This window comes from Azospira sp. I13 (genome assembly GCF_003112695.1).
Lineage (GTDB): Bacteria > Pseudomonadota > Gammaproteobacteria > Burkholderiales > Rhodocyclaceae > Azospira.
This window is the reverse complement of record NZ_BFBP01000003.1, coordinates 157,084-180,846: the sequence shown is the minus strand read 5'-3', so window position 1 is coordinate 180,846 and position 23,763 is coordinate 157,084. Positions and strand designations below refer to the sequence as shown.

Here is a 23,763-nt window from a genome sequence, read left to right as displayed (position 1 = left end):
CCTCATGCCGGAACAGCCCTCGCCATGGGGGGCATGGCGATGGGAATGGGGCGCACCGGCAAGAGGCTACCGGCAAGAGGCTCACAGTCGCCACGCGGCGACCCGACCGGCCAAGTCCAATGTCTGCAATGCCGAGGAAAAGGGTCGTCGCCCCACCGATCACGGAAGGGGCAGGCAAGCCCCCACGGGGCCCGTCGCAGGCAGTACCGCTCAGGCCCGCTCCATGGTGGGGGCGCCCTTGGCGGCAGGAGCCCGCCCGTCTTCGTAGCCCAGTTCCCGCTTGAGGGATTCGATAAGCCCCTGGGAAGCGTCCTCCACCATGTCCAGCACCTGATCGAAGCCGTAGCCCAGGCCGTAGTACGGGTCGGGCACTTCGTCCTCGTCGAAGTTGCGGGCGTAGTGCATGAAGAGCTTGAGGCGGTGCTGACGCTCCGGCGGGCAAAGGCTGCGCAGTACGTCCAGATTGCGCCGGTCCATGGCCAGGATGAGGTCGAAATATTCCATATCGTCCGGCGCCACCTTGCGCGCCCGCAGGTCGGAGAGGTCGTAACCCCGCTCCGCCGCGGCCCGCTGGGTGCGGGGATCGGGCGACTCGCCGACGTGGTAGCCGTGGGTACCGGCAGAATCCACCTGCACCCGGTCTTCCAGCTGATGTTGCCGCAGGTAATGGCGGAAGACACCTTCCGCCGTGGGGGATCGGCAAATGTTGCCCATGCAAACAAAGAGCACCTTGATCATGTTTCCTCCCTGTCGTGCACTGCCGCCCCGAAGGCCTGCTCCTTGAGGCGAAACAGTTCGTCCCGGGCCGCCGCTGCCTTTTCGAATTCCAGGTTTTTGGCGGACTCCAGCATCTGCTTCTCGAGACGCTTGATCTCTTTGGCGAGATCTTTCTCGGACATTGTTTCATAAACCGCCTGCTGCTGGGCGGCCTTCAATTCCTTCTGGGCGGCATCGGGGTCGTAGATACCGTCGATGATGTCCTTGATGCGCTTGGTCACGCCCTTGGGCACGATGCCGTGGGCTTCGTTGTGGGCCATCTGCTTGAGCCGCCGCCGCTCGGTTTCGGCCATGGCCCGCTGCATGGAATCGGTGATGCGGTCAGCGTAGAGAATGGCCGTGCCGTTGAGGTTGCGGGCGGCCCGGCCGATGGTCTGGATGAGGGAGCGCTCGGAACGCAGGAAGCCTTCCTTGTCGGCATCGAGAATGGCCACCAGGGAGACTTCGGGGATATCCAGACCTTCCCGCAGCAGGTTGATGCCCACCAGCACGTCGAATTCGCCCAGGCGTAAATCCCGGATGATTTCCACCCGCTCCACGGTGTCGATGTCGGAGTGGACATAGCGCACCTTGATGCCGTTTTCCCGCAAGAAATCGGTCAGGTCTTCGGCCATGCGTTTGGTCAGGGTGGTCACCAGCACCCGCTCGGAAACGGCAATGCGCTTGCGGATTTCGGAAAGCAGGTCGTCCACCTGGGTCATGGCGGGGCGCACGATGACGGTGGGGTCAATGAGGCCGGTGGGCCGTACCACCTGCTCCACCACCTGGCCCTGGTGCTGCTTTTCATAGTCGGAAGGGGTGGCAGAAACAAAGATGGCCTGGCGCATCAGGCCTTCAAATTCCTCGAACTTGAGGGGCCGGTTATCCAGCGCCGAGGGCAGGCGGAAGCCGTATTCCACCAGGTTTTCCTTGCGCGAACGGTCGCCCTTGTACATGGCCCCCACCTGACCGATGGCCACATGGGATTCATCGATGAACAGCAGGGCGTCCGGCGGCAGGTAGTCGAGCAGGGTGGGCGGCGCCTCGCCGGGCTTGCGGCCGGAAAGGTGGCGGGAGTAGTTTTCGATGCCCTTGCAGAAGCCCAGTTCGTTGAGCATCTCCAGGTCGAAGCGGGTGCGCTGCTCGATACGCTGGGCCTCCACCAGGCGCTGCTCCTTGTGAAAGAACTCCAGGCGCTTGCGCAGTTCCTCCTTGATGCCTTCGATGGCCCGCAGCACGGTGGCCCGGGGGGTCACGTAGTGGCTGGAGGGATAGATGGTGAAGCGGGGCAGCTTGTGCAGCAGGTGGCCAGTCAGCGGATCGAAGAGTTGCAGGGTTTCGATCTCGTCATCGAACAGGCAGACCCGGATGGCGTGCTCCGCATGTTCGGCGGGAAAGATGTCGATGACGTCGCCCCGCACCCGGAAGGTGCCGCGTTGGAAGTCGATTTCGTTGCGGTCGTACTGCATCTCGGAGAGACGCTTGATGATGTCCCGCTGGTCGCTGCGATCCCCCACCCGCAGATGCAGGATCATGTTGTGGTAGTCGTCCTTGTCACCGATGCCGTAGATGCAGGAGACGGTGGCGACGATCACCACGTCGCGGCGCTCCAGCAGGCTCTTGGTGGCCGACAGCCGCATCTGCTCGATGTGGTCGTTGATGGACGAGTCCTTTTCGATGAACAGGTCCCGGGACGGCACATAGGCTTCCGGCTGGTAGTAGTCGTAGTAGGAGACGAAATACTCCACGGCATTTTCCGGCAGGAACTCCCGGAACTCGGAGTAAAGCTGGGCCGCCAGGGTCTTGTTGGGCGCCAGGATAAGGGCCGGTCGCCCGGTGCGGGCGATGACGTTGGCCATGGTGTAGGTCTTGCCCGAGCCGGTCACCCCCAGCAGGGTCTGGAAGGAAAGGCCGTCCTCCAGCCCCTCCACCAACTGGCGGATAGCCTCGGGCTGGTCACCGGCCGGGGGAAAAGGCTGGTGCAAGCGGTAGGGGCTGCCTGGGAAAGTCACCACTTCCGGGGTGGATGGTGTGCTGTCGGGGGTTTTGCTCATGTTAGAATTATCCGTTGCGTCTGCTGTTCGCCACAGTGCCTGTGGCACGGCGGCAACAGCAGGTGTACGCACATTATTCACCAACTCGCGGCAAGGCGCATGGCGCAGCGCCGCATGACTGGCACAACAGGAGCATTGCATGAGTTCGTCGATCTTTGCCTCCGTGGAGATGGCTCCGCGGGACCCCATCCTTGGTCTGACCGAGGCGTTCAACGCCGACACCCGCGCTACCAAGGTTAATCTGGGCGTCGGCGTCTATTACGACGACAACGGCAAAATCCCCCTCCTGGCCGCCGTCAAGGCTGCCGAAAAGGCTCGCCTGGAAGCTATGCCCGCCCGCGGCTACCAGCCCATCGAAGGCCTCAACGCCTACAACCAGGCCGTGCAGAACCTGCTCTTCGGCGCTGGCTCCGAGCTGCTCTCCGCTGGTCGCGTCATCACCGCCGAAGCCCTGGGTGGCACCGGCGCCCTGAAGATCGGTGCCGATTTCATCAAGCGCCTCTCCCCCAACGCCAAGGTTTACATCAGCGATCCTTCCTGGGAAAACCACCGCGCCCTGTTCGAATCCGCCGGTTTCGTGGTGGAAAACTACCCCTACTACGATGCAGCCACCCGCGGCGTGAACTTCGCCGGCATGAAGTCCTGTCTGGAAGGCCTGGCGGCCGGTTCCGTCATCATCCTGCACGCCTGCTGCCATAACCCCACCGGTGCCGATCTCTCCGACGCCCAGTGGCAGGAAGTGGTGGACGTGTGCAAGGCCAAGGGCCTGGTGCCCTTCCTGGATATGGCCTACCAGGGCTTCGCCGACGGTATCGATGCCGACGCCGTGGCTGTGCGTGCCTTCTCCGCCTCCGGCCTGCAATTCTTCGTTTCCAGCTCCTTCTCCAAGAGCTTCTCCCTCTACGGCGAGCGTGTCGGTGCCCTGTCCATCGTCACCGCCAGCAAGGAAGAAGCCGGTCGCGTGCTGTCCCAGGTGAAGCGCGTCATCCGCACCAACTACTCCAATCCCCCCACCCACGGCGGCGCCGTGGTGGCAGCCGTGCTCTCCAGCCCGGAACTGCGCCAGATGTGGGAAGACGAGCTGGCCGGCATGCGCGACCGCATCCGCGCCATGCGCGTGGCCCTGGTGGACAAGCTCCAGGCCAAGGGTGTGGCCCAGGACTTCTCCTTCGTGGTGAAGCAGCGCGGCATGTTCTCCTACACCGGCCTCACCTCCGCCCAGGTGGATGTGCTGCGCAACGAGTTCGGCATCTACGCCGTGGGCACCGGCCGCATCTGCCTGGCCGCCCTGAACAACAAGAACATCGACGCCGTGGTCGATGCCATTGCTGCCGTCGTCAAGGCCTGATCGCCTTAACTAGCTCCGACTAGCCAGAAGGGCGAGGTGAAAACCTCGCCCTTTTTCATTGGCCACCACCGATGCCGGCATTGGCATCAAAACAAAAGGCCCGCCACCTTTCGGTAGCGGGCCTTTTTCAGGCATGCAGAAAACGCGCTCAGGCGTTCAGGGCGGCCTTGATCTGCTCCAGGGCGGTGGGGTCCTCGATGGTGGTGAGGTCGCCCGGATCCCGGCCTTCGGCCAGGGCCTGGATGGAACGGCGAAGCAGCTTGCCGGAACGGGTCTTGGGCAGGCCGGAGATGAAGTACACGCGGCCGGGACGGGCGATAGCGCCCAGGGTCTCGTCCACCTTCTTCATCACTTCCTTCTCCAAAGCGGCCACCAGTTCGGGGGTAGCGATCTTGGAAGCGTCCTTGACGACGGCGAAAGCCACGGGCAGCTGCCCCTTCAGGGCATCGTTCACACCGACCACGGCCACTTCGGCCACGGCGGGGTGACCTTGAACAGCCTCCTCGATTTCACGGGTGCCGAGACGGTGGCCGGCGACGTTGATGACGTCGTCGGTGCGGCCCAGGATGAAGTGGTAACCCTCGTCGTCCTTGATGGCCCAGTCGTAGGAGGAATAAACCAGCGGGTCCTTGAACAGGCTGAAGTAGGTGTTCACGAAACGCTCGTCGTCACCCCAGACGGTGGAGAGACAGCCGGGAGGCAGGGGCGGCACGACGCCCAGGATGCCCTTCTCGTTGGCGTCGCACTCGGAGCCATCTTCGCGGAAGATGCGAACGTCGTAGCCGTACACCGGGAAGGACGGGGTGCCGTACTTGATCTTGGTATCTTCGACGCCGCGCACGGTGGACAGCATGGGCCAGCCGGTTTCGGTCTGCCAGTAGTTGTCGATCACCGGCAGCTTCAGTTCGCCCATGATCCACTCATGGGTCGGCTGGTCCAGGGGCTCGCCGGCCAGGAACAGGTGCTTGAGGCTGGAGAGGTCGTACTTGTGCAGGAAGGCGGGGTCGTGCTTCTTCAGCACCCGGGCAGCAGTGGGGGCGGAGAACATCACATTGACCTTGAACTTCTCGACGATCTGCCACCAGATGCCGGCATCCGGACGGATCGGGGTGCCTTCGTACATGATGGTGGCCATGCCGCCGATCAGGGGGCCGTAGATGATGTAGGAGTGACCCACCACCCAGCCGATGTCGGAGGTGGAGAAGAAGGTCTCGCCGGGCTTGCCGCAGTAGATGTGCTTGATGGAGGACGCCAGGGCCACGGCGTAGCCGCCGGTGTCACGCTGCACGCCCTTGGGCTTGCCGGTGGTACCGGAGGTATACAGGATGTAGGAGGGGTCGGAGGACTCCACCCAGGTCACGGGCACTTGGGCATCCATGAACTGGGCGCGCAGGGTGGCGTAATCCACGTCGCGGCCTTCGACCTTGTTGAATTCCTTGTCCAGACCACGATCCACCATCAGCACCTTGCCGGGCTTGTGCTCGGCCTGGTTGATGGCGTCATCCAGCAGGTGCTTGTAGGGGACAGCCTTGCCGCCGCGCATACCGGCGTCGGAGGAGACGATCAGTACCGGCTTGGCATCATCAATGCGGGTAGCCAGGGAGCCGGAGGCGAAGCCGCCGAAGACCACGGAGTGGATGGCACCGATACGGGCACAGGCCAGGATGGCGAAGCAGGCTTCGGCAATCATGGGCATGTAGATCAGGACGCGGTCGCCCTTCGTAACACCCAGGCTCTGATAAATGGCGGCCATGCGCTCGACTTCGCGCTGCAGCTCGGCGAAGGAGTAGACCTTCTCCACGTCGGTTTCAGTGGAGATGAAGATCAGGGCGTTGTCGTTGGGACGGGTCTTGGCGTGACGGTCAACGGCGTTGTAGCACAGGTTGGTCTGGCCACCGACGAACCACTTGGCAAACGGCGGGCGGGAGTAATCACAGACCTGGTCGAAAGGCTTGTGCCAGTCGATCAGCTGGGCCTGCTCGCCCCAGAAGGCTTCCGGTTGTTCGATGGAATGACGATGAAACTCTTTGTAGCTGGTCATAAAGCTCCCTCTTACTCTTGCGTTTGCGTCCTGCACTACATGGTTATGTTTGTATCGGTGGCGAGGCTGATCTCGGATTATTCTTGGTTACCGCTTGGCGCGCCCCCACCTGGGTCGCGTTCCCCTGTTTCCGCCCCCAGCTTGCGCTCCAGGTCGGCCATGGGAATCCCATATTGTAATTCATAATTAAGAAAGCTTAGGAGGGGATAAAGCGCTTTTGCCAATGCCGGGGCCTGGGCGCGCAACTCTGCCTGCTTGCCGGCCGCCAACAGGGCCAAGGCATTATCCAGACTCGGACCTGCGGCCCGGGGAACCGGCACCACAGCCGCCGGCGCTGGGCCGAGGGCCTGATTGCCGCCACCGGCGACCACTGTAGCCAGCCGCTCCTCTGCCCGGGCCAGCAGGGCATCCGCAGCCAGTTCGCCGTCGGCAGGGAAATTGGCGAGGCCAACGCTGATGGTCAGGGGCAGACGCTGGCCATGGATGGCAATGTTGGCAGCCGCCACGGCGCCCCGCAGCCGGTTGGCGAAGGCCAGGCTGGCTGCGCCGGTGGTGCCGGGGGAAACGATGGCAAAGGTGGTGTCGCTGAAATGGCCGAGGCTGTCTTCCTTACGGATATTGCCGGCGAGCAGCTTGGCGAAGCGCTCCTGCAGTTTGTCCACCATCGCACCGCCATACTGGGTGGTGTAACGCTCCAGATCGTCGAAACCGAGCAGCAGGACACTCAAGGGGGAATTCTGCCGATGCCCCAGCGACAGGGCCTGTTCGGTCTGGCTTTGCAGATAGGCGCGGGAGAACAGGCCGGTCTGGGCGTCCCGCAGCTGCTGGGTCTGGCCTGCTTCCAGGGCCTGCTGGGCCCGACCCAGGCGAACCAGGGACTCCACCCGTACCTGCAGTTCGGCGGTACCGATGCCCTTGGTGATGAAATCATTGGCCCCCAGGGCCTTGGCCTTGTCCCGGGCTTCTTCGTTTTCTTCGCCGGAAATCATGATCACCGGCATCTGGCGCAGGCGGGCCACCCGGGCGTTGCGAATGCGTTCCAGCAAGCCGAAGCCGTCCATGACCGGCATGCTGAGGTCGGAAATCACCGCATCAATATGGTGATCCAGCACCAGGGTCTGCCAGGCGGCCTCGCCGTCGCCCTCCTCCCGAATGTCGTAGAGGCCTTTCAGATGCTTGATGATGGAAGCCCGCACCATGCGGGAGTCGTCCACGATCAGCAAACGGGGACGGGATTCGGGATTCTGCTCGGTGCTCATGACGGCATCCTTGATTTTGGCGCGGACAAAACCGCAACCTGGGGCAGGCAGGCCGGGAAACCCGGCCCCTGCACGGCCGGGCGGCTGGCGGCCATTATAACCAGCCGCCACGCGGCCTCAAGACGAGGTGCTGGCGGAGTGTTTCAACCAGGTTGTCCGTATATGACCTTAGGTTTACAACTGGCTGATTTTCAAATAAAGTTCGGCCCCATGCTGAATAAAAAACAGCTCGCAGCTTCCCTTCTGGCCCTAGGCATCGGGCTTCTGGCAATCGCCAGCCCTGCCGTAGCGCAGGAGTACAAGGGAGAGCAACGCGGGGAGGAACCCACCTTTTTCCAACGCTATACCAGCGGCGTCCAGGACCTGATCATCAAGGGGCTGGAGTTCGTTGGCGTACGTTACGTGCGCGGCGGCAGTGATCCCGATTCCGGTCTGGATTGCAGTGGCTTCGTTCGCCACGTCTTCCGGGAATCCGTGGGTCTGGTGCTGCCCCGCACCGCCAAGGAAATGAGCCAGGTCGGCAAGCAGGTCGCCGAAAATGACCTCAAGCCCGGCGACCTCGTCTTCTTCAACACCATGCGCCGCGCCTTCTCCCACGTTGGCATCTATCTGGGCAACAACCAGTTCGTCCATTCTCCCCGCCCCGGTGGCGAGGTGCGGGTGGAAGACATGCGCCAGAGCTACTGGGTTTCCCGCTACAACGGCGCCCGCCGTATCGCCGAGCAGTAAGCGCCTCTTCCCTCGGCGCTTATTCATCCGGCGTTTATTCGCCCAGCGACTCTTCTCCCCGCACTTCTTCGCCCCGCACTTCTTCGTTTTTCCCTCGTAGTTCCCGACTTCCCCAGCGTTGACGCGTGGTTGCTGTGGCGCATTGCTGCGGTGCAGATCCTGAAATTTTCCTTGCGGCCGTTCTCCCGGGGCCATCGCGCCATCGCCCTCACCTGCTTGGAATACGGCGGAACACCACAGAATGTCGCAGGTGCCGCGGACTGCGGCAACGTCCAGCCGCTAACGGGGCTCAGCCCCCTACCCCAAACGCCCCAGTTGTACCCAAACCCCCCCCAGAATCGGCCGCTTAGGCAGCAGGGACGGGCACATGCCCGGAACACCGCGCCCTGCCTGGCGCTCTGGGGCATGGCAACGGAGAGTGGCGTCCTTATTGCCTTTCCAGGCATCGTTCCGGCCACTCCTCCGGGTATTTTTGCCCGACAGAGCCGTCTGCCGCTTACAAATCGCAGCCGTGGGGGCAGACGTATTCGGCCAAGCCTTCCACATTGACCACTTGCAGGCGATTGCCGTCCTGGCTGATCAGCCCCCGCTCCGTCAGGTCCCGCAGGGCTCGGGAGAGGTGGGTCTGGCTGATGCTGAGGCGGGAGGCCAGGTTCTTCTTGGGCACCGGAATGGAAAGGTTGAGGGAATCCTTGAGGGTCAGGCGCGAAGTCTCAAAGCCGCAGATGAGGTAGCAGGCAAGGCGCTGTACGGCGGTCTTGGAATAGAAGGTCACCACATCGGCGTAGAGCAGGCAGATGCGCTCGGAGACGAGGCGCAGGAAGCGCTCGGCAAACGGCCAGGACTCATCCATCCAGTAAAGGATATCGGCGGGCGGAATGCGCAGCATGACGGTGGGGGTCAGGGTGCGGGCCCAGTAGTTGATGGGCCGGCCATCGCTGACCGTCTCTTCCGCCAGGGTCTCGCCGGACTTGATGAAGTGGAGGACCTTCTCCTCCCCTTCGGCATTGCAGAAGAAGAGTTCCACCGAACCATGGACCAGGATGTGCAGGCCGGGAGAACGGTCCCCCCGCTCCAGGAAGCAGGCATTCTCGGCAACCTGCAGGCGGCTCTCGGGACGGGCCAGCAACTCCGCAAAACGGGGCGTTCCCGCCAGCCCATCGAAGAGGCGGGAGGACTTCAACAGGGCGATTTCGTGGGGCGTAAAGGACACGGGGAATCCCAGGCGGCGGTCAAGATGCCGGGCAGACTACCCAACCTTTCCCGCCGCCGTCCTTGATATCGGCTAAACCCGGCGTCATGGGCCGGCCGCCCCTGCCCTAGATGTTGAGGGCGGCGCAGACATCCTCGAACTGGTCTTCCACCTCCACCAGCAGCTCCTTGAAACGGGGCCAGGTAATGCCCAGGCGGTTCCAGGCAACGGAGGAGAGGGCCGGCACCAATTCATCATCCCGGGGGCAAAGGTCCAGGGCATGGGCCATCACGTCGGCCACATGGACGATGCCCGCCAGGGAATCGCCGGTCACCTCATCCGGGGCATGGTGCAGGGCCACCGCCTCCTGGATGGCCGGCGCGAAGCGCCAGCGCTCCGCCAGGGCCTTGCCGACGGTGGCGTGGTCGAGGCCAAGAATGTCCCGCTCGGCAGTCAGGGGGTAGCAGTCGTGCTTTTTACGGTACAGGGCGACCTGCCGGTATTCCTCGGGAAAACAGGTGACGAGGACGAGGCGCCCGATGTCGTGAAGCAGGCCGGCGGTGAAGGCGCCATCCTCCGACAAACCGACTTCGGCAGCCAGGGCCCGGGCGCACAGGGCGACGCCGACGCAGTGCTGCCAGAAGCGCCGCGGATCAAACCAGCTGGCGGAGGAAAAGGAGAAGGCACCGGTGACGGCCGCAGCGGTAACCAGGGAGCGCACCTGGCGCAGGCCGAGGATCACCGTCGCGTCCTGAATGGTGGCGACCTTACTCTGCAGGCCATAGAAAGGCGAGTTGGCCACCTTCAGGGCCCGGGCCGCCAGGGCCTGATCCAGGGCGATCTTGTCGGCCAGGGCCTCGGCGTTGACGTCTTCCCGATCCACCGACTCCAGCAGCTCCACCACCACGGCGGGCAAGGAAGGCAGGTGGTGCACGGCGGCGATGACCTGGGCTGTCTGCAACGGTTTCATTGGGGATGCTCCTCCCGGTATTCCAGCATCACCCGCAGCAGCCCCTGGGAGGTCGGATCCACGGCCTGACGGAAGAGGTGTTGCAGACGCTGCCGGGCAGCTTCCCGGCGGGCGATCAGGGCAGATTCATCCACCGCTTCAGGAATAAGGATGGAGAGGGTCTCGATACCGCGCCGGCCGAGGGAGCGCAGCACGCTTTCGGTCAGCTCGGAGCCCTTGGGCAGCAGCATCTGGCCGGTTTCATCCTGCAGGGCATCCGCGAGGATCATTCCCGGCGCGGCATCCTCGAGGGCAATGGCTTGTATGGTGATCATGTCGATGAAAATTTAAGTCGGCTGGGGCCAGAGCAGCAGCAGCAGGCCGCGCTCTTCCGCCGGATCGCCGAAGCGCTGACACAGCACCTGGCAGGGCCCGGTGCCGGGCAGGGCAAGCGCCATGCTGCCCTCCCCTTCTTTCAAGATAGCCAGCAGTTCGGCGGGCAGACAATCGACGGCGTCGTTGCCGATCAGACCGAACTGGGGCCACAAACGTTCCGCCTGGGCGTTGGCGTAGGCAATCATGCCGGTGTTGTCGATGCCCAGCACGGCCATCGGCAACTCCCGCAGTACCTCGTGGGCGACACCAGCCACCGGCAGGGCCTGAGGGGCTTCGGCGCGCGACCGGATCAGGGTCTCCAACTCCTGGCCGAGGCGGGAAAGCTCAAGCCCGGCGGACTGAATCTCCCGCGTCAGGCGCTGGTTCTCCTCCTGCAGGCCGCGCCGTTGCACGGCCTCCAGCACGCCGGTGACCAGGGTTTCCGTCCCCACCTCGCGGGAGAGCAGGTGACAGGAGAGGGCCGGCGGCAGTTCGGCGGCGGTGCTGGCTATCAGGTCGGGAGCCGCCAGTAGCAGGAAGCCCGCCTCCGGCTGCAACTGCCCGGCCCGCTCGAGAAAGGCCTGGCCGGCGCTATCGGTAAGGCCCGCATCGGCGACGATGGCATCCACCCGCTGGCCCGCCAGGGCTGCCAGCCCCTCCTCGCCGCCCCCGGCCAGCAACACCCGCAGCTGGGCAGCCTCCAGGGCATGGCCCAGGGTGTGGCGCAGGCTCGGCGCGGCCAGGGCCAGCAATACCGTGGGCGGCAGGCCGGTACGCAGGCGCAGGTGGCTGGGCAGGGACTTGCCGTTGCGCAGCAGGCCGCCGGCCTCCGCCGCCGGCACCGGGCGGCTGAAGTAATAGCCCTGCATTTCGTCGCAGCGGTTGGCCACCAGCAGGGCGATCTGTCCTTCGGTTTCCACCCCTTCGGCCACCACCTTGAGGCGCAGGTTGTGGGCCATGGTGATGACGGCGCGGGTGATGGAGGCATCACCCGGATCGGCGATGATGTCCTGCACGAAGGCCCGGTCCACCTTCACCGCATCCAGGGGCAGGCGCTTCAGGTAGGCAAGGCTGGAATAACCGGTGCCGAAATCGTCCACCGACAGCTTCACCCCCATGGCCTTGAGCCGGTTGAGGACGGCGATGTTGTCCTCGACGTGGCTCATCAGCAGGCTCTCCGTCAGCTCCAGCTCCAGGGCCGCAGCCGGCAGGCCGGTTTCGGCCAGGACCTGCCGCACCTCCTCCACCAGATCGGGGGACTGGAGCTGGCGGGCCGAGAGATTGACTGCCACGGTCAGGGCCTGGTGGCCTTCCTCATGCCAGCGGGCCGCCTGGGCGCAGGCCTGCTGCAAAACCCAGGAACCCACCGGCACGATGAGGCCGGTTTCTTCCAGCAGGGGAATGAATTCCAGGGGCGAGACCAGACCCCGCACCGGATGCTGCCAGCGCAGCAGGGCCTCGAAACCGGTAATGCCGCCATGGCTGCAACTGACCTTGGGCTGGTAGTGGAGGATGAATTCCTGGCGCTGCACCGCCCGGCGCAGGTCCGTCTCCATCTGCAGCTGTTCCTTGACCCGCGCGTTCATGGCGGCGGTGAAGAACTGAAAGTTGTTGCGCCCCAGTTCCTTGGCCCGATACATGGCCGTATCGGCGTTGCGGATGAGCTTTTCCAGGTCGTCGCAATCGTCCGGGTACAGGGTGACGCCGATGGAAGCGGAGACGAACAGCTCCTGCCCCTCCAGGGTCACCGGCAGGCCCAGGGCCTCCACCAGGCGCCGGGCGACGACGGAAACGTCGTATTCCCCCTCGAAATCCGGGATCAGCACGGCGAACTCGTCCCCCCCCAGGCGCCCCACGGTGTCGGAGGCCCGCAGGCAGGTGCTGATGCGCCCGGCCACCTGCTGCAACAGGGCATCCCCGGCCAAATGGCCGAGGGTGTCGTTGATCACCTTGAAGCGGTCCAGGTCGATGAACATCACCGCCAGACGGCCGCCCTGGCGCTCCACCTGGGCCAGAGCGCCCTTCAGGCGCTCGCGGAAGAGCAGGCGGTTGGGCAGGCCGGTGAGGCTGTCGAAGTGGGCCAGATGGGTCAGGCGCTGCTGGGCCTGCACGGTTTCGGTGACGTTGAGGTGCATGACCACGGCCCCCCGGCTGCCCCCGGCATCGAGGGGCGTCACCAGCACCCGGAACCAGCGCTTTTCCTCCGGCGAATGGCAGGCGTACACCAGGGTGAATTCATGCTGCTGGCCATGGATGACGGCACGGATGCCGGCAGCAATGTCCAGGGCCTCTTCCGCCGATTCACCCCAGGCCGTTTCGCAGATCTGGATGTAGTTGCAACCCACCCCAACGGCCTTGGCCGCCAGGTGGTTCTCGGCAGCAAAGCGGCCCCAGGGCTCGTTCACCGCCACGATGCGGCCTTCCATATCGAGGATGGCGATATTGGCCGGCAGGGCGTCGAGCACACTCTTCTGCACGGCCTCGCTGGCCCGCAGGGCATCCCGCTGCAACACCAGGTCGGTGATGTCGGTGCCGACGCCGCCGACACTGTGGGCCTGCCCCTGCTCGTCCTTCATTTCGAAGCTGCGCACGTGCAGCCAGCGCTGGCTGCCATCGGGATGAACCACCCGCACCACTTCGTTCACGCCACCCCGGGGGTTGCGGCGCACCGCTTCACGCATCCGGTCCAGATCGTCGGGATGGATGAAGTGCAGCCAGTCAAAGCGGTTGCGGTAAAGATCGGCCACCGAGCCGCCCCAGTGGGTGGCGTAGGCCGGGTTGGCATAAACCACCCGCTTGGCGGCGATGTCGATGAGCCAGAAGCTCTCGGGAATGTTGTCCGCCAGCTGGATAAAGCGGTTCTCGCCCTGGCGCAGACGGGCCAGGACGCTCTCGGAACCGCGCGCAGTCTGGGGCGCTGGCGGGGATTTGGGCATGATCGGCGGACTCAGGGGTAGAAGCGGGCCAGGTCGATTCCCCATTTGGCCGGTGCTTCATGGGTGACGATGCGGTCGCCGCCGCCGTAGCCGACGGGACGGGAAAGATCCACATCCTGGGGCGGCAGGTAGTAGCGTCGCTTGGCATCATAGATGACCCGCACCAGGGGTTGGAGCAGATTTTTGTCGCGCTGTTCCACCACCACGGCCAGGCGCTCGCTTTCCAGGCGCACCAGGGTACCCACCGGGTAGATGCCGACGCTCTTGACGAAGACCTGGAAGAGAGCCGGATCGAAGTGGTAGCGGCTCCAGTCGAAGAGCTTTCGCATGGCCTCGCCCGGATTGACGCCCCGGTGGTACACCCGCTCGGAAGTGATGGCATCGTACACATCGACGATGGCGGCCATGCGGCCGATCTGGGAAATTTCCTCGCCCTTCAGCCCCTTCGGATAACCGCTGCCATCGAAACGCTCGTGATGGTGTTCCAGGATATCGTGGGCCAGCTGGGGAATGCCCGGCGTCTGGCGCAGCAGGTCCGCCCCCTGAACCACGTGGGATTTGACGTGGAGAAACTCCTCGTCCGACAGCTTGCTCGGCTTCTTGAGGATTTCGCCCTGCACCCGTACATAGCCGATGTCATGCAGCAGCCCGCCCAGGGCCACCTGATGGATGGCGGCCAGATCCATGTCCATGGCCTTGGCGAAGGCGGTCAGCATGGCGCAGACCCCGACGGAATGCTGGTAGATGTAGTCGTCCCGCTGTTGCAGGCGGCGCAGGGTCATCATGGCGTTGCTGTTGCGGATCACCGAATTGGCGATCTTTTCAACCACGGCCTTGACCGAGTCCAGCTCGATCTGGCGCCCCAACCGGGCGTCTTCCATGACGCTGCGAACCAGGCGGGTACCCTCGCTGAAAGCCCCTTTGGCCTTGGCCAATTCCTCCGCCAGGCTGGTGCGCACCGACAGGGGCTTGGCTTCCGGCGCCTCGGCCATCCGCTCCAGCTGCTGCTGGCTCTCCCGGGCGGCCTCGACGGCGGTGGGTGCCGCATCGGCTTCCACATCCATGCCCTTGCCGGTATCGATATAGACCTCACGGATGCCGGCACGGCGAATCTTCTGCAGTTGCTCTTCGGTTTCCAGCAACAGGCTGTTGCGCAGGAAGGGATGGTCCATCCACCCGGCATTGACGTCACTGACGTACATGCCCAGCTTGAGTTGGACCACGGCAATTTTCTTGATCATGAAAGCATCCCGTTGCCGCCCATCGGCCAGCAACCCAGGGTTTCGTAACGAGTGCCCGCCGCGTCCCGGCGGGAGCGCAACAGGCGAAAATTTCGGGCCGTCCAGGCCGGCATATCGGCTGGGTGCCAGGGCGTGGCGGCGGCGCACCGGGCGCCGCGCACCAGGGTGACGTGGGGCACGTAGGGCCGCGCTTCCAGCGTCAGGCCCAGCGCCGCCAGTTCCCCGGCCAGACTGGCGGCCAAGTCGGGCAGGGCCACCGGCGGCCGGGAGCAGCCCAGCCAGAGAATGCCCTGAGCCGGCCAGTAGCCGCCCTGATCCAGGTTAAAGGCAAAGGGCCAGGCGGCCCGGGCCGCTACCCGCTGCCCGGTCTGCAACAGTGCCGGCAGCAAAGACAGGGGCTGTTCGCCGAGGAAGGCCAGGGTCAGGTGCAGGGAATCCTCCGCCATGGGACGGCCGCCCTGTGCGGCCACCTGTTGCCGCCCCAGATCCGCCAGACGGGCAGCCAGGGCTTCTTCGGGCCATAGGGCAAAGAACAGCCGGGCCGCGGGAACGGTCGCGGCAGGCAATGGCGCGGCGCTGGAGAGGGCCACCCTCAGCCTCGCTCGATGAGCGCCACGGCCTGAGCTTCGATGCCCTCCTCCCGCCCGGCAAAGCCCAGGCGTTCGCAGGTCTTGGCCTTGACGTTGACCCGCTGGGCAGGCACCCCCAGATCGTCGGCGATGTGGGCCACCATGGCAGGAATGTGGGGCGCCAGCTTGGGCCGCTGGGCGACCACGGTGGCATCCACATTGACCACCTGCCAGCCGCCCTCGCGCAACAGGTGGAGCACATGGCGCAGCAGGGCGCGGCTGTCGGCACCGCGCCAGCGCAGGTCGGTATCGGGGAAATGGCGGCCGATGTCACCCAGGCCGGCCGCTCCGAGCAGGGCGTCGGTAATCGCGTGAAGCAGGGCATCCGCATCGGAATGGCCGAGCAGGCCCAGTTCATGGGGGATGGTGACACCGCCGAGCACCAGGGGCCGACCGGGCACCAGGGCGTGGACATCCCAGCCCTGGCCGATACGTATTTCCTTGCTCGGAGAGGGAGTGTTGAGGGTGCTCATGCAAAGGCTCCCAGGGCTGCCCGGGGACCCAGGCGGCTGCGCAGGATCGCTTCCGCCAGGCCCAGGTCGGCCGGGTAGGTGACTTTCAGATTGCTGGCATCGCCCTTGACAAGGCGGGGCACCAGCCCTGCAGCTTCAATGGCGCCGGCCTCGTCGGTGACCTGGCGGTGCTGCTCCAGGGCGTCGCGCAGCAGGCCGTAGCGGAACATCTGGGGCGTCTGGGCCTGCCACAGACCGTCCCGGGGGACAGTGGCGGCCACGCGCTGATGGCCGTCGGCCCGCTTCAGGGTGTCGGCTACCGGCACGGCGAGAATGCCGCCCACCGGGTCGTCCGCCAATTCCCCCACCAGGGCATCGATGTGGGCCGCCGCCAGGCAGGGCCGGGCGGCGTCGTGTACGAGAATCCAGTCATCTTCTGCCGCGGCCAGTTGCGCCGCCCGCAGGCCGGCCGCAACGCTGTCGGCCCGGGTGGCACCGCCCTGGAAAATAGTTTCCAGCTTGGCCCCCAGGGGGCTCCAGTCGTGGCGCTGCCAATACTCGTCTTCCGGGGATAGCACCACCCACACCCGGTCGATGGCGGAATGACGGCACAGGGCAGCCAAAGTGTGGTGCAACAGGGGTTGCCCCGCCAGGGGCAGGTACTGCTTGGGAATGTCGCTCCCGAAGCGGGAGCCGCTGCCGGCGGCAGGAACGATTGCGTAGTGTCGGGCCATGCATTAATTTTAACAGCAGGGGACCCATCCCGGCTGCCCAAAGCGGCCCGGAACGAGGGTTTTCCCGGGACCCGGCCCGGCCATTCCGACGCCCAATAATCAGAACGAATAAGATCGCCATGGAAAACACCTTTCTCACTGAGACCGGCCTTGAATTCGCCCAGGCTTTTCTCCTCAGCCTGGGAGTCGGCCTGCTCATGGGCCTGGAGCGGGAACGCCACCCCTCTTCCCGGGCTGGGCTGCGCACCTTCGCCCTCACCGCCCTGCTCGGCACCATCTGCGGCCTGCTGGGGGAACGGGCCGGTTCGGAATGGGTGCTGGCCGCCGGCCTGCTGGTGATCGGCGGCATGATGCTGTCCGCCTACCAATCCCGGCCGGATGTGAACGATCCCGGTACCACCTCGGTGGTGGCCCTGCTGCTGGCCTATTCTTTCGGCGCCATGATCTGGTACCAGGAACAGACCCTGGCGGTGATGCTCGCCATCCTCACCACCATCCTGCTCTACTTCAAAACCGAGCTGCACCTGATGACGGAAAAGCTGACCCGCAAGGACCTCATCTCCATCCTGCAGTTCGGCGTTCTCTCCTTGGTCATCCTGCCCATCCTGCCCAACCAGGGCTTTGGCCCCTACCTGGCCCTCAACCCCTACCAGGTGTGGTGGATGGTGGTGCTGATCTCCGGCATGAGCCTGGCGGGCTATGCCGCCCTGCGCATCTTCGGCCAGCAGCACAGCGGCGCCCTGATCGGCCTGATGGGGGGCCTGGCCTCCTCCACCGCCATCACCCTGGTCTATTCCCGGCACGTCAAGGCAACGCCGGACCTGCTGCGCCTCTCCATGGTGGTGATCCTCACCGCCAACCTGGTGGTGCTGGTGCGCCTGGGCCTGCTGGCCGCCATGCTGCAGCCGGAACTGTTGCCCCGCCTGCTGCCGGCCCTGGGAGGCGGCCTGCTGCTGGGCATGGTGGTAATCGGCTGGGCATGGCGCCATTTGGGGGCCCACAGTGATCAGCCGGAAACGGCCCTGAACCTGCATAACCCGGCGGAGATCCGCACCGCCCTCACCTTCGGTTTCATCTACGCCGTGGTCCTGCTGCTCTCCGCCTGGTTCTCCGACATTGCCGGCTCCCAGGGCCTGTACGCCATTTCGCTGATTTCCGGCTTCACCGATGTGGATGCCATCACCCTTTCCTCCCTGCGCCTCTTCGGCATGGGCAAGCTGCCGCTGACGGATGCGGTGAACTCCATCGTCATCGCCTTCCTCGCCAACCTGGTCTTCAAGCTGGGCATCGTCCTCTCGGTAGCCGGCCCGGCCCTGGGCCGGCGCATCGGCGCCGGTTTCCTGGCCCTCGCCCTGGGCACCCTGGGGGGCTGGGCCTACACCCAGATTTAGCCTGGAATCCGGATGGGAATCTGGCTTGAAACTCGATCTTGAAACTCGATCTTGAAACCTGACCTGAACATCGCGCCCTGATTCAGACCCACACCCGCTGCCGGAGGCCCCCATGCCAGTTCCCCGCCCAACCGCCGTTGCCGGCCTGTTCTACCCGGCCGACCCCACCGAACTGCGACGGGAACTGCGCCACTACCTGGCCAATGCCGCCCCGGTGCCTCACCTTGGCGCCATCAAGGCCCTGGTGGTACCCCATGCCGGCTACATCTATTCCGCTGCCGTGGCGGCCGCCGCCTACAGCGCCCTGGCGCCCCAGGCAGCACGTATCCGCCGCGTCATTCTCCTCGGCCCCACCCACCGGGTACCGGTGCACGGCATGGCGGTACCGGCAACCGACACCTTCCTCTCGCCCCTAGGCCCCATTCCCCTGGATCAGGCAGCCCGGCAAGCCATTGCCGACCTGCCCGGCGTGGTCGTCGACGACCAGCCCCACGCACGGGAACACGCCCTGGAAGTGCAACTGCCCTTCCTGCAAACAGTGCTGGGTAGCTTTGAGCTGCTGCCCCTGGCAGTCGGCCATTGCCCGCCTGAAACAGTGGCTGCGGTGCTGGAACGCCTGTGGGATGGCGACGACACCCTGATCGTCGTCAGTTCCGACCTTTCCCATTACCTGCCCTACCCCCAGGCCCGGCGCCAGGATGAGGCCACCAGCCGCCAGGTGCTGGCCCTGGATGCGGCCCTGGAGCACGACCAGGCCTGCGGTGCCACCCCCCTCAACGGCCTGCTGTTGCAAGCCCGGCGCCATGGCCTGGTGCCCCGGCTGCTGGACCTGCGCAACTCCGGCGACACTGCCGGCAGCCGAGAAGAGGTGGTGGGCTACGCCGCCTTCGCGTTCACCCCGGAGACGACGCCATGAGCTCCGACACTGACAGTAGAACCAACGGCCTAGGCAGCCATGAGAATGGCCGCCACACGGCCAGCCAGATCGATGGCGGTCAACTGCTGGCCCTGGCCCGCCAGGCCATCGCCGCCCGGCTGGAGTCTGCCGACACCGCAATGCCAACACCGCTGGAGGCGGCACTGACGCGGCCGGGAGCCTGCTTCGTCACCCTGACCCGGGACGGACGCCTGCGGGGCTGCATCGGCAGCCTGGAGGCCTGGCGCCCCCTGGCCGAAGACCTGCGGGAAAACGCCCTGGCCGCCGCCTTTCGTGATCCCCGCTTTGCCCCCGTGAGCCAGGAAGAATGGCCCCGCATCCGCATCGAGGTTTCCGTGTTGGAAGCCCCCCGCCCCTTGCCGGTGGCGAACGAGGCCGAGGCTCTGGCCCAGCTGGTGCCCGGCCGTGACGGCGTGATCCTGCGCCACGGCCGGCACTGCGCCACCTTCTTGCCCCAGGTCTGGGACAGTCTGCCGGAACCTCGGACGTTTCTTGGCGAACTGAAGCGCAAGGCCGGCCTGGCACCGGATTTCTGGGCAGCAGACCTGGAATTGGCGGTCTACGCTGTCCACAAGTGGAAGGAAGGAGAATTGCCATGAGCCGTGCCGCAGACCTCCCCACCGGCAGCTCCGCCCAGGTGCCGGAAAGCGCCCATCCGGGCCGCTGGTGGCACACCCTGGAGGATGGCCGCCTGCAATGCGATCTCTGCCCCCGGGACTGCCGCCTCCACGACGGCCAGCGGGGCGCCTGCTTCGTACGCCAGGCCGCCGGGGGCGCCATGGTGCTGACCACCTACGGCCGCTCCTCCGGCTTCTGCCTGGACCCGGTGGAAAAGAAGCCTCTCAACCACTTCTACCCAGGCACCGCCATCCTTTCCTTCGGTACCGCCGGCTGCAATCTGGCCTGCAAGTTCTGCCAGAACTGGGACATTTCAAAATCCCGGGACATGGACCGGCTGATGGATGCCGCCAGCCCCGAAGCCATCGCCCAGGCCGCCCGCCGCCTGGGGGCCCCGGCCGTGGCCTTTACCTACAACGACCCGGTGATCTTCGCCGAATACGCCATGGATACGGCCCAGGCGTGCCGCGAAGCAGGCATCCGCAGCGTTGCCGTCACCGCCGGCTACATCCATGCCGCACCGCGGCGGGAATTCTTCGCCCTGATGGATGCCGCCAACGTAGACCTCAAGGCCTTCACCGACGATTTCTACTTCCGCCTGTGCGGCGGCCACCTGCAGCCGGTGCTCGACACTCTGGCCGACATCCACCACCGGACCGACTGCTGGCTGGAGATCACCACCCTGCTCATTCCCGGCGAGAACGATTCCGACCCGGAAATCCGCGCCCTGGCGGGCTGGATCGCCCGGGAACTGGGGCCCGAGGTCCCCCTGCATTTCAGCGCCTTCCACCCGGACTGGAAATTCCAGGCCGCGCCGCCGACGCCCGCCGCCACCCTCAGCCGGGCCCGGCAGATCGCCCAGGAAGCGGGCTTGCATTTCGTTTACACCGGCAACGTGCACGACCCGGAAGGCGGCACCACCGCCTGCCCGCACTGCCACACCCCCCTCATCGTGCGGGACTGGTACCGCCTGGAAAGCTATCGCCTGACACCCGGCGGCGGCTGCCCGGAATGCGGCCACCCCCTGGCCGGCCGCTTCGGCCCCCAGGCCGGGGATTTCGGCCCGCGGCGCCAGCCGGTGCACCTGGGGCCACCCTCACCGGCCTGACGGGCGCAAAGCTCCGGCAAAGCCGCAATTGCTGCACAGCAACATGCCCAAGGGGTAGGCCATGAGGAAGGCGCCCGGCCAATACCGGCGGGCCTTCCCGCCCTTTTCCCGTTTCTCCGAATACAGAGCCAATCCCCCTGACCGTGGCGACTCCATGGTTTATTGCGCAGTTTGCTGACCTGGATCAAAAGCTGCCGGCGAACTGTGGAATTCCCCACAAGACGTTGTAGGGCTTTTATGCTAGATTTTTGCATCGCACAAATTCACAAAAACCCGCCAAACCGAACCCGGCAACGCCGGAAGTTATTGCTCAGGGGCAAGTCATGCACGAAGAAGAACATTATCTGACCAGTCTGTTCGAACCCAAGTCCGTCGCCGTCATTGGCGCCTCGGACCGGGAGCACTCGGTCGGCAACATCATCTACCGCAACATCGCCGCCGCCGGCTACAAGGGCCGCCTCTATCCCATCAACCCGAAGCACGACACCGTGCAGGGTGTTCAGTCCTACAAATCCATCGAGGAAATCGGCGCCCGCGTTGATCTGGCAGTGATCGCCACCCAGGCCCGCAGCGTGCCGGCCATCATTGAGCAGTGCGGCCGCAGTGGCGTCAAGAATGTGGTGGTCATCACCGCCGGCTTTGCCGAGGCTGGCCATTCCGGCGCCGCCCTGGAACGCAAGATGATCGAGATCGCCCGCAGCTACGGCGTGCGCATCCTCGGCCCCAACTGTCTGGGCCTGATCCGGCCGGTGCAGGGACTCAACGCCACCTTCGCCAACATTTCCGCCAATCCGGGCAACCTGGCCCTGGTCTCCCAGTCCGGTGCCCTGTGCACGGCCATTCTCGACTGGGCCAAGGTCAATGACGTGGGCTTCTCCTCGGTCATTTCCACCGGCGGCTCCGCCGACATCGACTTCGGCGAGATTCTCGACTACCTGGTTTACGACAACCGCACCCACTACATCCTCATGTATGTGGAAGGCATCCGTAATTCCCGCCGCTTCATGAGCGCCCTGCGCTCCGCCGCCCGCATCAAGCCCATCCTGCTGCTCAAGGCCGGCCGCTACGAATCCGGTTCTGCCGCTGCCCAGGTGCATTCGGGCATGGCCCTGGGTTCCGACGCGGTGTTTGATGCGGCCCTGAAGCGGGCCGGCGTGGTACGGGTGCGTAACATCGGCCAGCTGTTCTACGCGGCCAAGGGCCTGGCTTCCAAGTTCCGTCCCGACGGCAACAAGCTGCTGATCATCACCAACGGCGGTGGCCCCGCTGCTATGGCGGCAGACCGGGCAGCCGAGCTGGGCATTCCCCTGGCCAACCTTTCCCAGTCCACCATCGCCTCCCTCAACGCGGTGCTGCCGCCCACCTGGTCCCACGCCAACCCGGTGGACATCGTCGGCGATGCCACCCCGGAACGCTACCGGGAAGCCATTCTGGCCGGCACCCAGGACCCGGAGGTGGACGGCATTCTGGTGATGCTGACGCCCCAGGCCATGACCCAGCCAGAAGAAGTGGCCAAGGCGGTGATCGCCGCCACCGAATCCGGCACCAAGCCCATCGTCGCCTGCTGGATGGGCGAACAGCAGACCCTGGCGGCCCGCCGCATGATGACCGAGGCCGGCATTCCCTCCTTCCGCATGCCGGAAACGGCAGTGGACCTGTTCTCCCACATTTCCACCTATTACCGTAACCAGAAGCTGCTGCTGCAGACGCCGGAACCCATTTCCCGCCAGGCCAAGACGGCCACCGAAGGCGCCAAGATGCTGATCGAGGCAGTGCTCTCGGAACGGCGCAAGGTCTTGTCTGAAATGGAATCCAAGTCGGTGCTGCGCTCCTTCAAGATTCCGGTGGCCCAGACCATGGTGGCCCGCACCCCCACCGAAGCCCTGCTGTTGGCCGAGCAGATCGGCTTCCCCGTGGCCATGAAGGTGGACTCCCCCGATCTGGTGCGCAAGTCCGAAGTGGGCGGCGTGCGCCTCAACATCGTCTCTGCCGCTGCGGTGCGCAACGCTTACCACGACATTCTCGACACCGTGGGCCGCAATGTCCCCAACGCCCGCATCAATGGTGTCTCCATCGAGCCTTTCGTGGCCCGCCCCAACGGCCGGGAACTGAAGGTCGGCGTCATCCGCGACCGGGTCTTCGGGCCGGTCATCACCTTCGGCGTCGGCGGTGCCGAGTGCGAAATCTTCGGCGACACCGCCGTGGCTCTGCCGCCCATGAACAGCTATCTGGTGGAAGACCTGATCCGCAACACCCGGGCGGCCAAGATTCTGGGCGAATACCGCAACATGCCGCCGGTGAACATGGATGCCCTGGAAGACGTGCTGCTGCGCATCTCCCAGATGGTCTGTGAGTTGCCCTGGCTGCAGGAGCTGGACCTGAATCCGCTGATCGTCGATGAAAACGGCGCCGTCGCCGCCGATGCCCGCATCGTCATCGACTTTGCCCCGGCTTCCGGCGACCGCTATTCCCACATGGCCATCCACCCCTACCCCGTCCATCTGGTGGAAGACTGGGTGCTGCCCGACGGCCAGGTGGTGGTGGTGCGCCCCATCCGCCCGGAAGATGCGGAACTGGAGAAAGCCTTCGTGGCCGCCCTGTCCGACGAATCCAAGTATTTCCGTTTCATGGACACCCTGCGGGAGCTGACCCAGTCCATGCTGGTGCGCTTCACCCAGATCGACTACGACCGGGAAATGGCCTTCGTCGCCGTCACCGAGGAGGGGGGCCAGGAGGTCCAGGTGGGTGTTTCCCGCTACGTTTCCAACCCGGACGGCGAGACGGTGGAATTCGCCCTGGCGGTGGCCGATGGCTGGCAGAAGCGGGGCGTCGGCCGCAAGCTCATGTCGGCCCTCATCGACTGTGCCCGGGCCAAGGGTTACCGCGCCGTGGTGGGGGACGTGCTGGCCCTCAACTCCAAGATGTTCAAGCTGATGACCAGTCTGGGCTTCACCATCCACCCCCATCCGGAAGATCCGGCCGTGAAGCGGGTCATCAAGCCCCTGCACGACTGA

The 23,763-nt window shown here is 65.1% G+C and carries 19 protein-coding genes; 7 read left to right on the top strand and 12 right to left on the bottom strand.

The annotated features are described in order from the left end of the window. Positions 1-210 precede the first annotated feature (210 nt). Complete coding sequence (locus AZSI13_RS03320; RefSeq protein WP_109039765.1) at positions 211-738, bottom strand: low molecular weight protein-tyrosine-phosphatase; 528 nt, start codon at positions 736-738, stop codon at positions 211-213. Continuing rightward, positions 735-2,810, bottom strand: a complete 2,076-nt coding sequence (uvrB, locus tag AZSI13_RS03315) for an excinuclease ABC subunit UvrB (protein ID WP_109039764.1) — start codon at positions 2,808-2,810, stop codon at positions 735-737. Before uvrB ends, AZSI13_RS03320 begins: the two co-directional genes overlap by 4 nt. A 139-nt stretch (positions 2,811-2,949) precedes the next feature. On the opposite strand from uvrB, the gene AZSI13_RS03310 reads away from it, so the two are divergent. Then, entirely contained in the window at positions 2,950-4,158 is a 1,209-nt protein-coding gene (locus AZSI13_RS03310; RefSeq protein WP_109039763.1) for an amino acid aminotransferase, read from the top strand. A gap of 148 nt (positions 4,159-4,306) precedes the next feature. Here the strand turns inward: AZSI13_RS03310 and AZSI13_RS03305 are convergent, their stop codons facing one another. Both AZSI13_RS03305 and AZSI13_RS03300 read right to left on the bottom strand, forming a co-directional pair. Next, entirely contained in the window at positions 4,307-6,235 is a 1,929-nt protein-coding gene (locus AZSI13_RS03305) for a propionate--CoA ligase (protein WP_268807500.1), read from the bottom strand. A gap of 41 nt (positions 6,236-6,276) precedes the next feature. Beyond that, positions 6,277-7,458 carry a diguanylate cyclase gene (locus tag AZSI13_RS03300; protein WP_109039761.1) on the bottom strand — a complete coding sequence of 394 codons (1,182 nt, stop codon included), beginning with the start codon at positions 7,456-7,458 and terminating at the stop codon, positions 6,277-6,279. Positions 7,459-7,668: 210 nt separating this feature from the next. Between AZSI13_RS03300 and AZSI13_RS03295 the strand changes: the two genes are divergently transcribed. Beyond that, positions 7,669-8,187 carry a C40 family peptidase gene (locus AZSI13_RS03295; protein WP_109039760.1) on the top strand — a complete coding sequence of 173 codons (519 nt, stop codon included), beginning with the start codon at positions 7,669-7,671 and terminating at the stop codon, positions 8,185-8,187. 496 nt (positions 8,188-8,683) lie between these two features. Here AZSI13_RS03295 and AZSI13_RS03290 read toward each other — a convergent pair whose 3' ends face one another. The 8 genes from AZSI13_RS03290 to ispD form a co-directional block, all read right to left on the bottom strand. After that, positions 8,684-9,400 carry a Crp/Fnr family transcriptional regulator gene (locus AZSI13_RS03290; RefSeq protein WP_109039759.1) on the bottom strand — a complete coding sequence of 239 codons (717 nt, stop codon included), beginning with the start codon at positions 9,398-9,400 and terminating at the stop codon, positions 8,684-8,686. A 106-nt stretch (positions 9,401-9,506) separates the two neighbouring features. Then, positions 9,507-10,349, bottom strand: coding sequence for an HDOD domain-containing protein (locus AZSI13_RS03285; protein ID WP_109039758.1), 843 nt, complete (start codon positions 10,347-10,349; stop codon positions 9,507-9,509). Continuing rightward, positions 10,346-10,663 carry a hypothetical protein gene (locus AZSI13_RS03280; protein WP_109039757.1) on the bottom strand — a complete coding sequence of 106 codons (318 nt, stop codon included), beginning with the start codon at positions 10,661-10,663 and terminating at the stop codon, positions 10,346-10,348. Before AZSI13_RS03280 ends, AZSI13_RS03285 begins: the two co-directional genes overlap by 4 nt. 12 nt (positions 10,664-10,675) lie before the next feature. Next, the gene (locus AZSI13_RS03275; protein ID WP_165833279.1) at positions 10,676-13,639 is read right to left on the bottom strand and encodes an EAL domain-containing protein; all 2,964 of its coding nucleotides are present in this window, start codon (positions 13,637-13,639) and stop codon (positions 10,676-10,678) included. Between the two features lie 11 nt (positions 13,640-13,650). Continuing rightward, positions 13,651-14,880 (bottom strand): HD-GYP domain-containing protein, encoded by a 1,230-nt coding sequence (locus AZSI13_RS03270; protein WP_109039755.1) that lies wholly within the window; start codon positions 14,878-14,880, stop codon positions 13,651-13,653. Further along, positions 14,877-15,470 carry an RNA 2',3'-cyclic phosphodiesterase gene (gene thpR, locus AZSI13_RS03265; RefSeq protein WP_165833278.1) on the bottom strand — a complete coding sequence of 198 codons (594 nt, stop codon included), beginning with the start codon at positions 15,468-15,470 and terminating at the stop codon, positions 14,877-14,879. The genes AZSI13_RS03270 and thpR overlap by 4 nt, the downstream gene beginning before the upstream one ends. Positions 15,471-15,472: 2 nt before the next feature. Beyond that, entirely contained in the window at positions 15,473-15,982 is a 510-nt protein-coding gene (gene ispF / locus AZSI13_RS03260; protein ID WP_109039753.1) for a 2-C-methyl-D-erythritol 2,4-cyclodiphosphate synthase, read from the bottom strand. Continuing rightward, a complete protein-coding gene (gene ispD, locus AZSI13_RS03255) occupies positions 15,979-16,695 on the bottom strand; it encodes a 2-C-methyl-D-erythritol 4-phosphate cytidylyltransferase (protein ID WP_109039752.1) in 717 nt (238 codons plus the stop codon). Before ispD ends, ispF begins: the two co-directional genes overlap by 4 nt. A 119-nt stretch (positions 16,696-16,814) precedes the next feature. On the opposite strand from ispD, the gene AZSI13_RS03250 reads away from it, so the two are divergent. From AZSI13_RS03250 to AZSI13_RS03230, 5 genes are all read left to right on the top strand, one after another. Then, positions 16,815-18,086: an MgtC/SapB family protein gene (locus tag AZSI13_RS03250; RefSeq protein ID WP_109039751.1), complete on the top strand. Its 1,272-nt coding sequence runs from the start codon at positions 16,815-16,817 to the stop codon at positions 18,084-18,086. 112 nt (positions 18,087-18,198) lie between these two features. Further along, positions 18,199-19,002: an AmmeMemoRadiSam system protein B gene (gene amrB / locus AZSI13_RS03245; RefSeq protein WP_109039750.1), complete on the top strand. Its 804-nt coding sequence runs from the start codon at positions 18,199-18,201 to the stop codon at positions 19,000-19,002. Continuing rightward, complete coding sequence (amrA, locus tag AZSI13_RS03240; RefSeq protein WP_109039749.1) at positions 18,999-19,622, top strand: AmmeMemoRadiSam system protein A; 624 nt, start codon at positions 18,999-19,001, stop codon at positions 19,620-19,622. Before amrB ends, amrA begins: the two co-directional genes overlap by 4 nt. Continuing rightward, positions 19,619-20,749: an AmmeMemoRadiSam system radical SAM enzyme gene (gene amrS / locus AZSI13_RS03235; protein WP_109039748.1), complete on the top strand. Its 1,131-nt coding sequence runs from the start codon at positions 19,619-19,621 to the stop codon at positions 20,747-20,749. The genes amrA and amrS overlap by 4 nt, the downstream gene beginning before the upstream one ends. Positions 20,750-21,072: 323 nt before the next feature. Then, positions 21,073-23,763: a bifunctional acetate--CoA ligase family protein/GNAT family N-acetyltransferase gene (locus AZSI13_RS03230; protein WP_109039747.1), complete on the top strand. Its 2,691-nt coding sequence runs from the start codon at positions 21,073-21,075 to the stop codon at positions 23,761-23,763.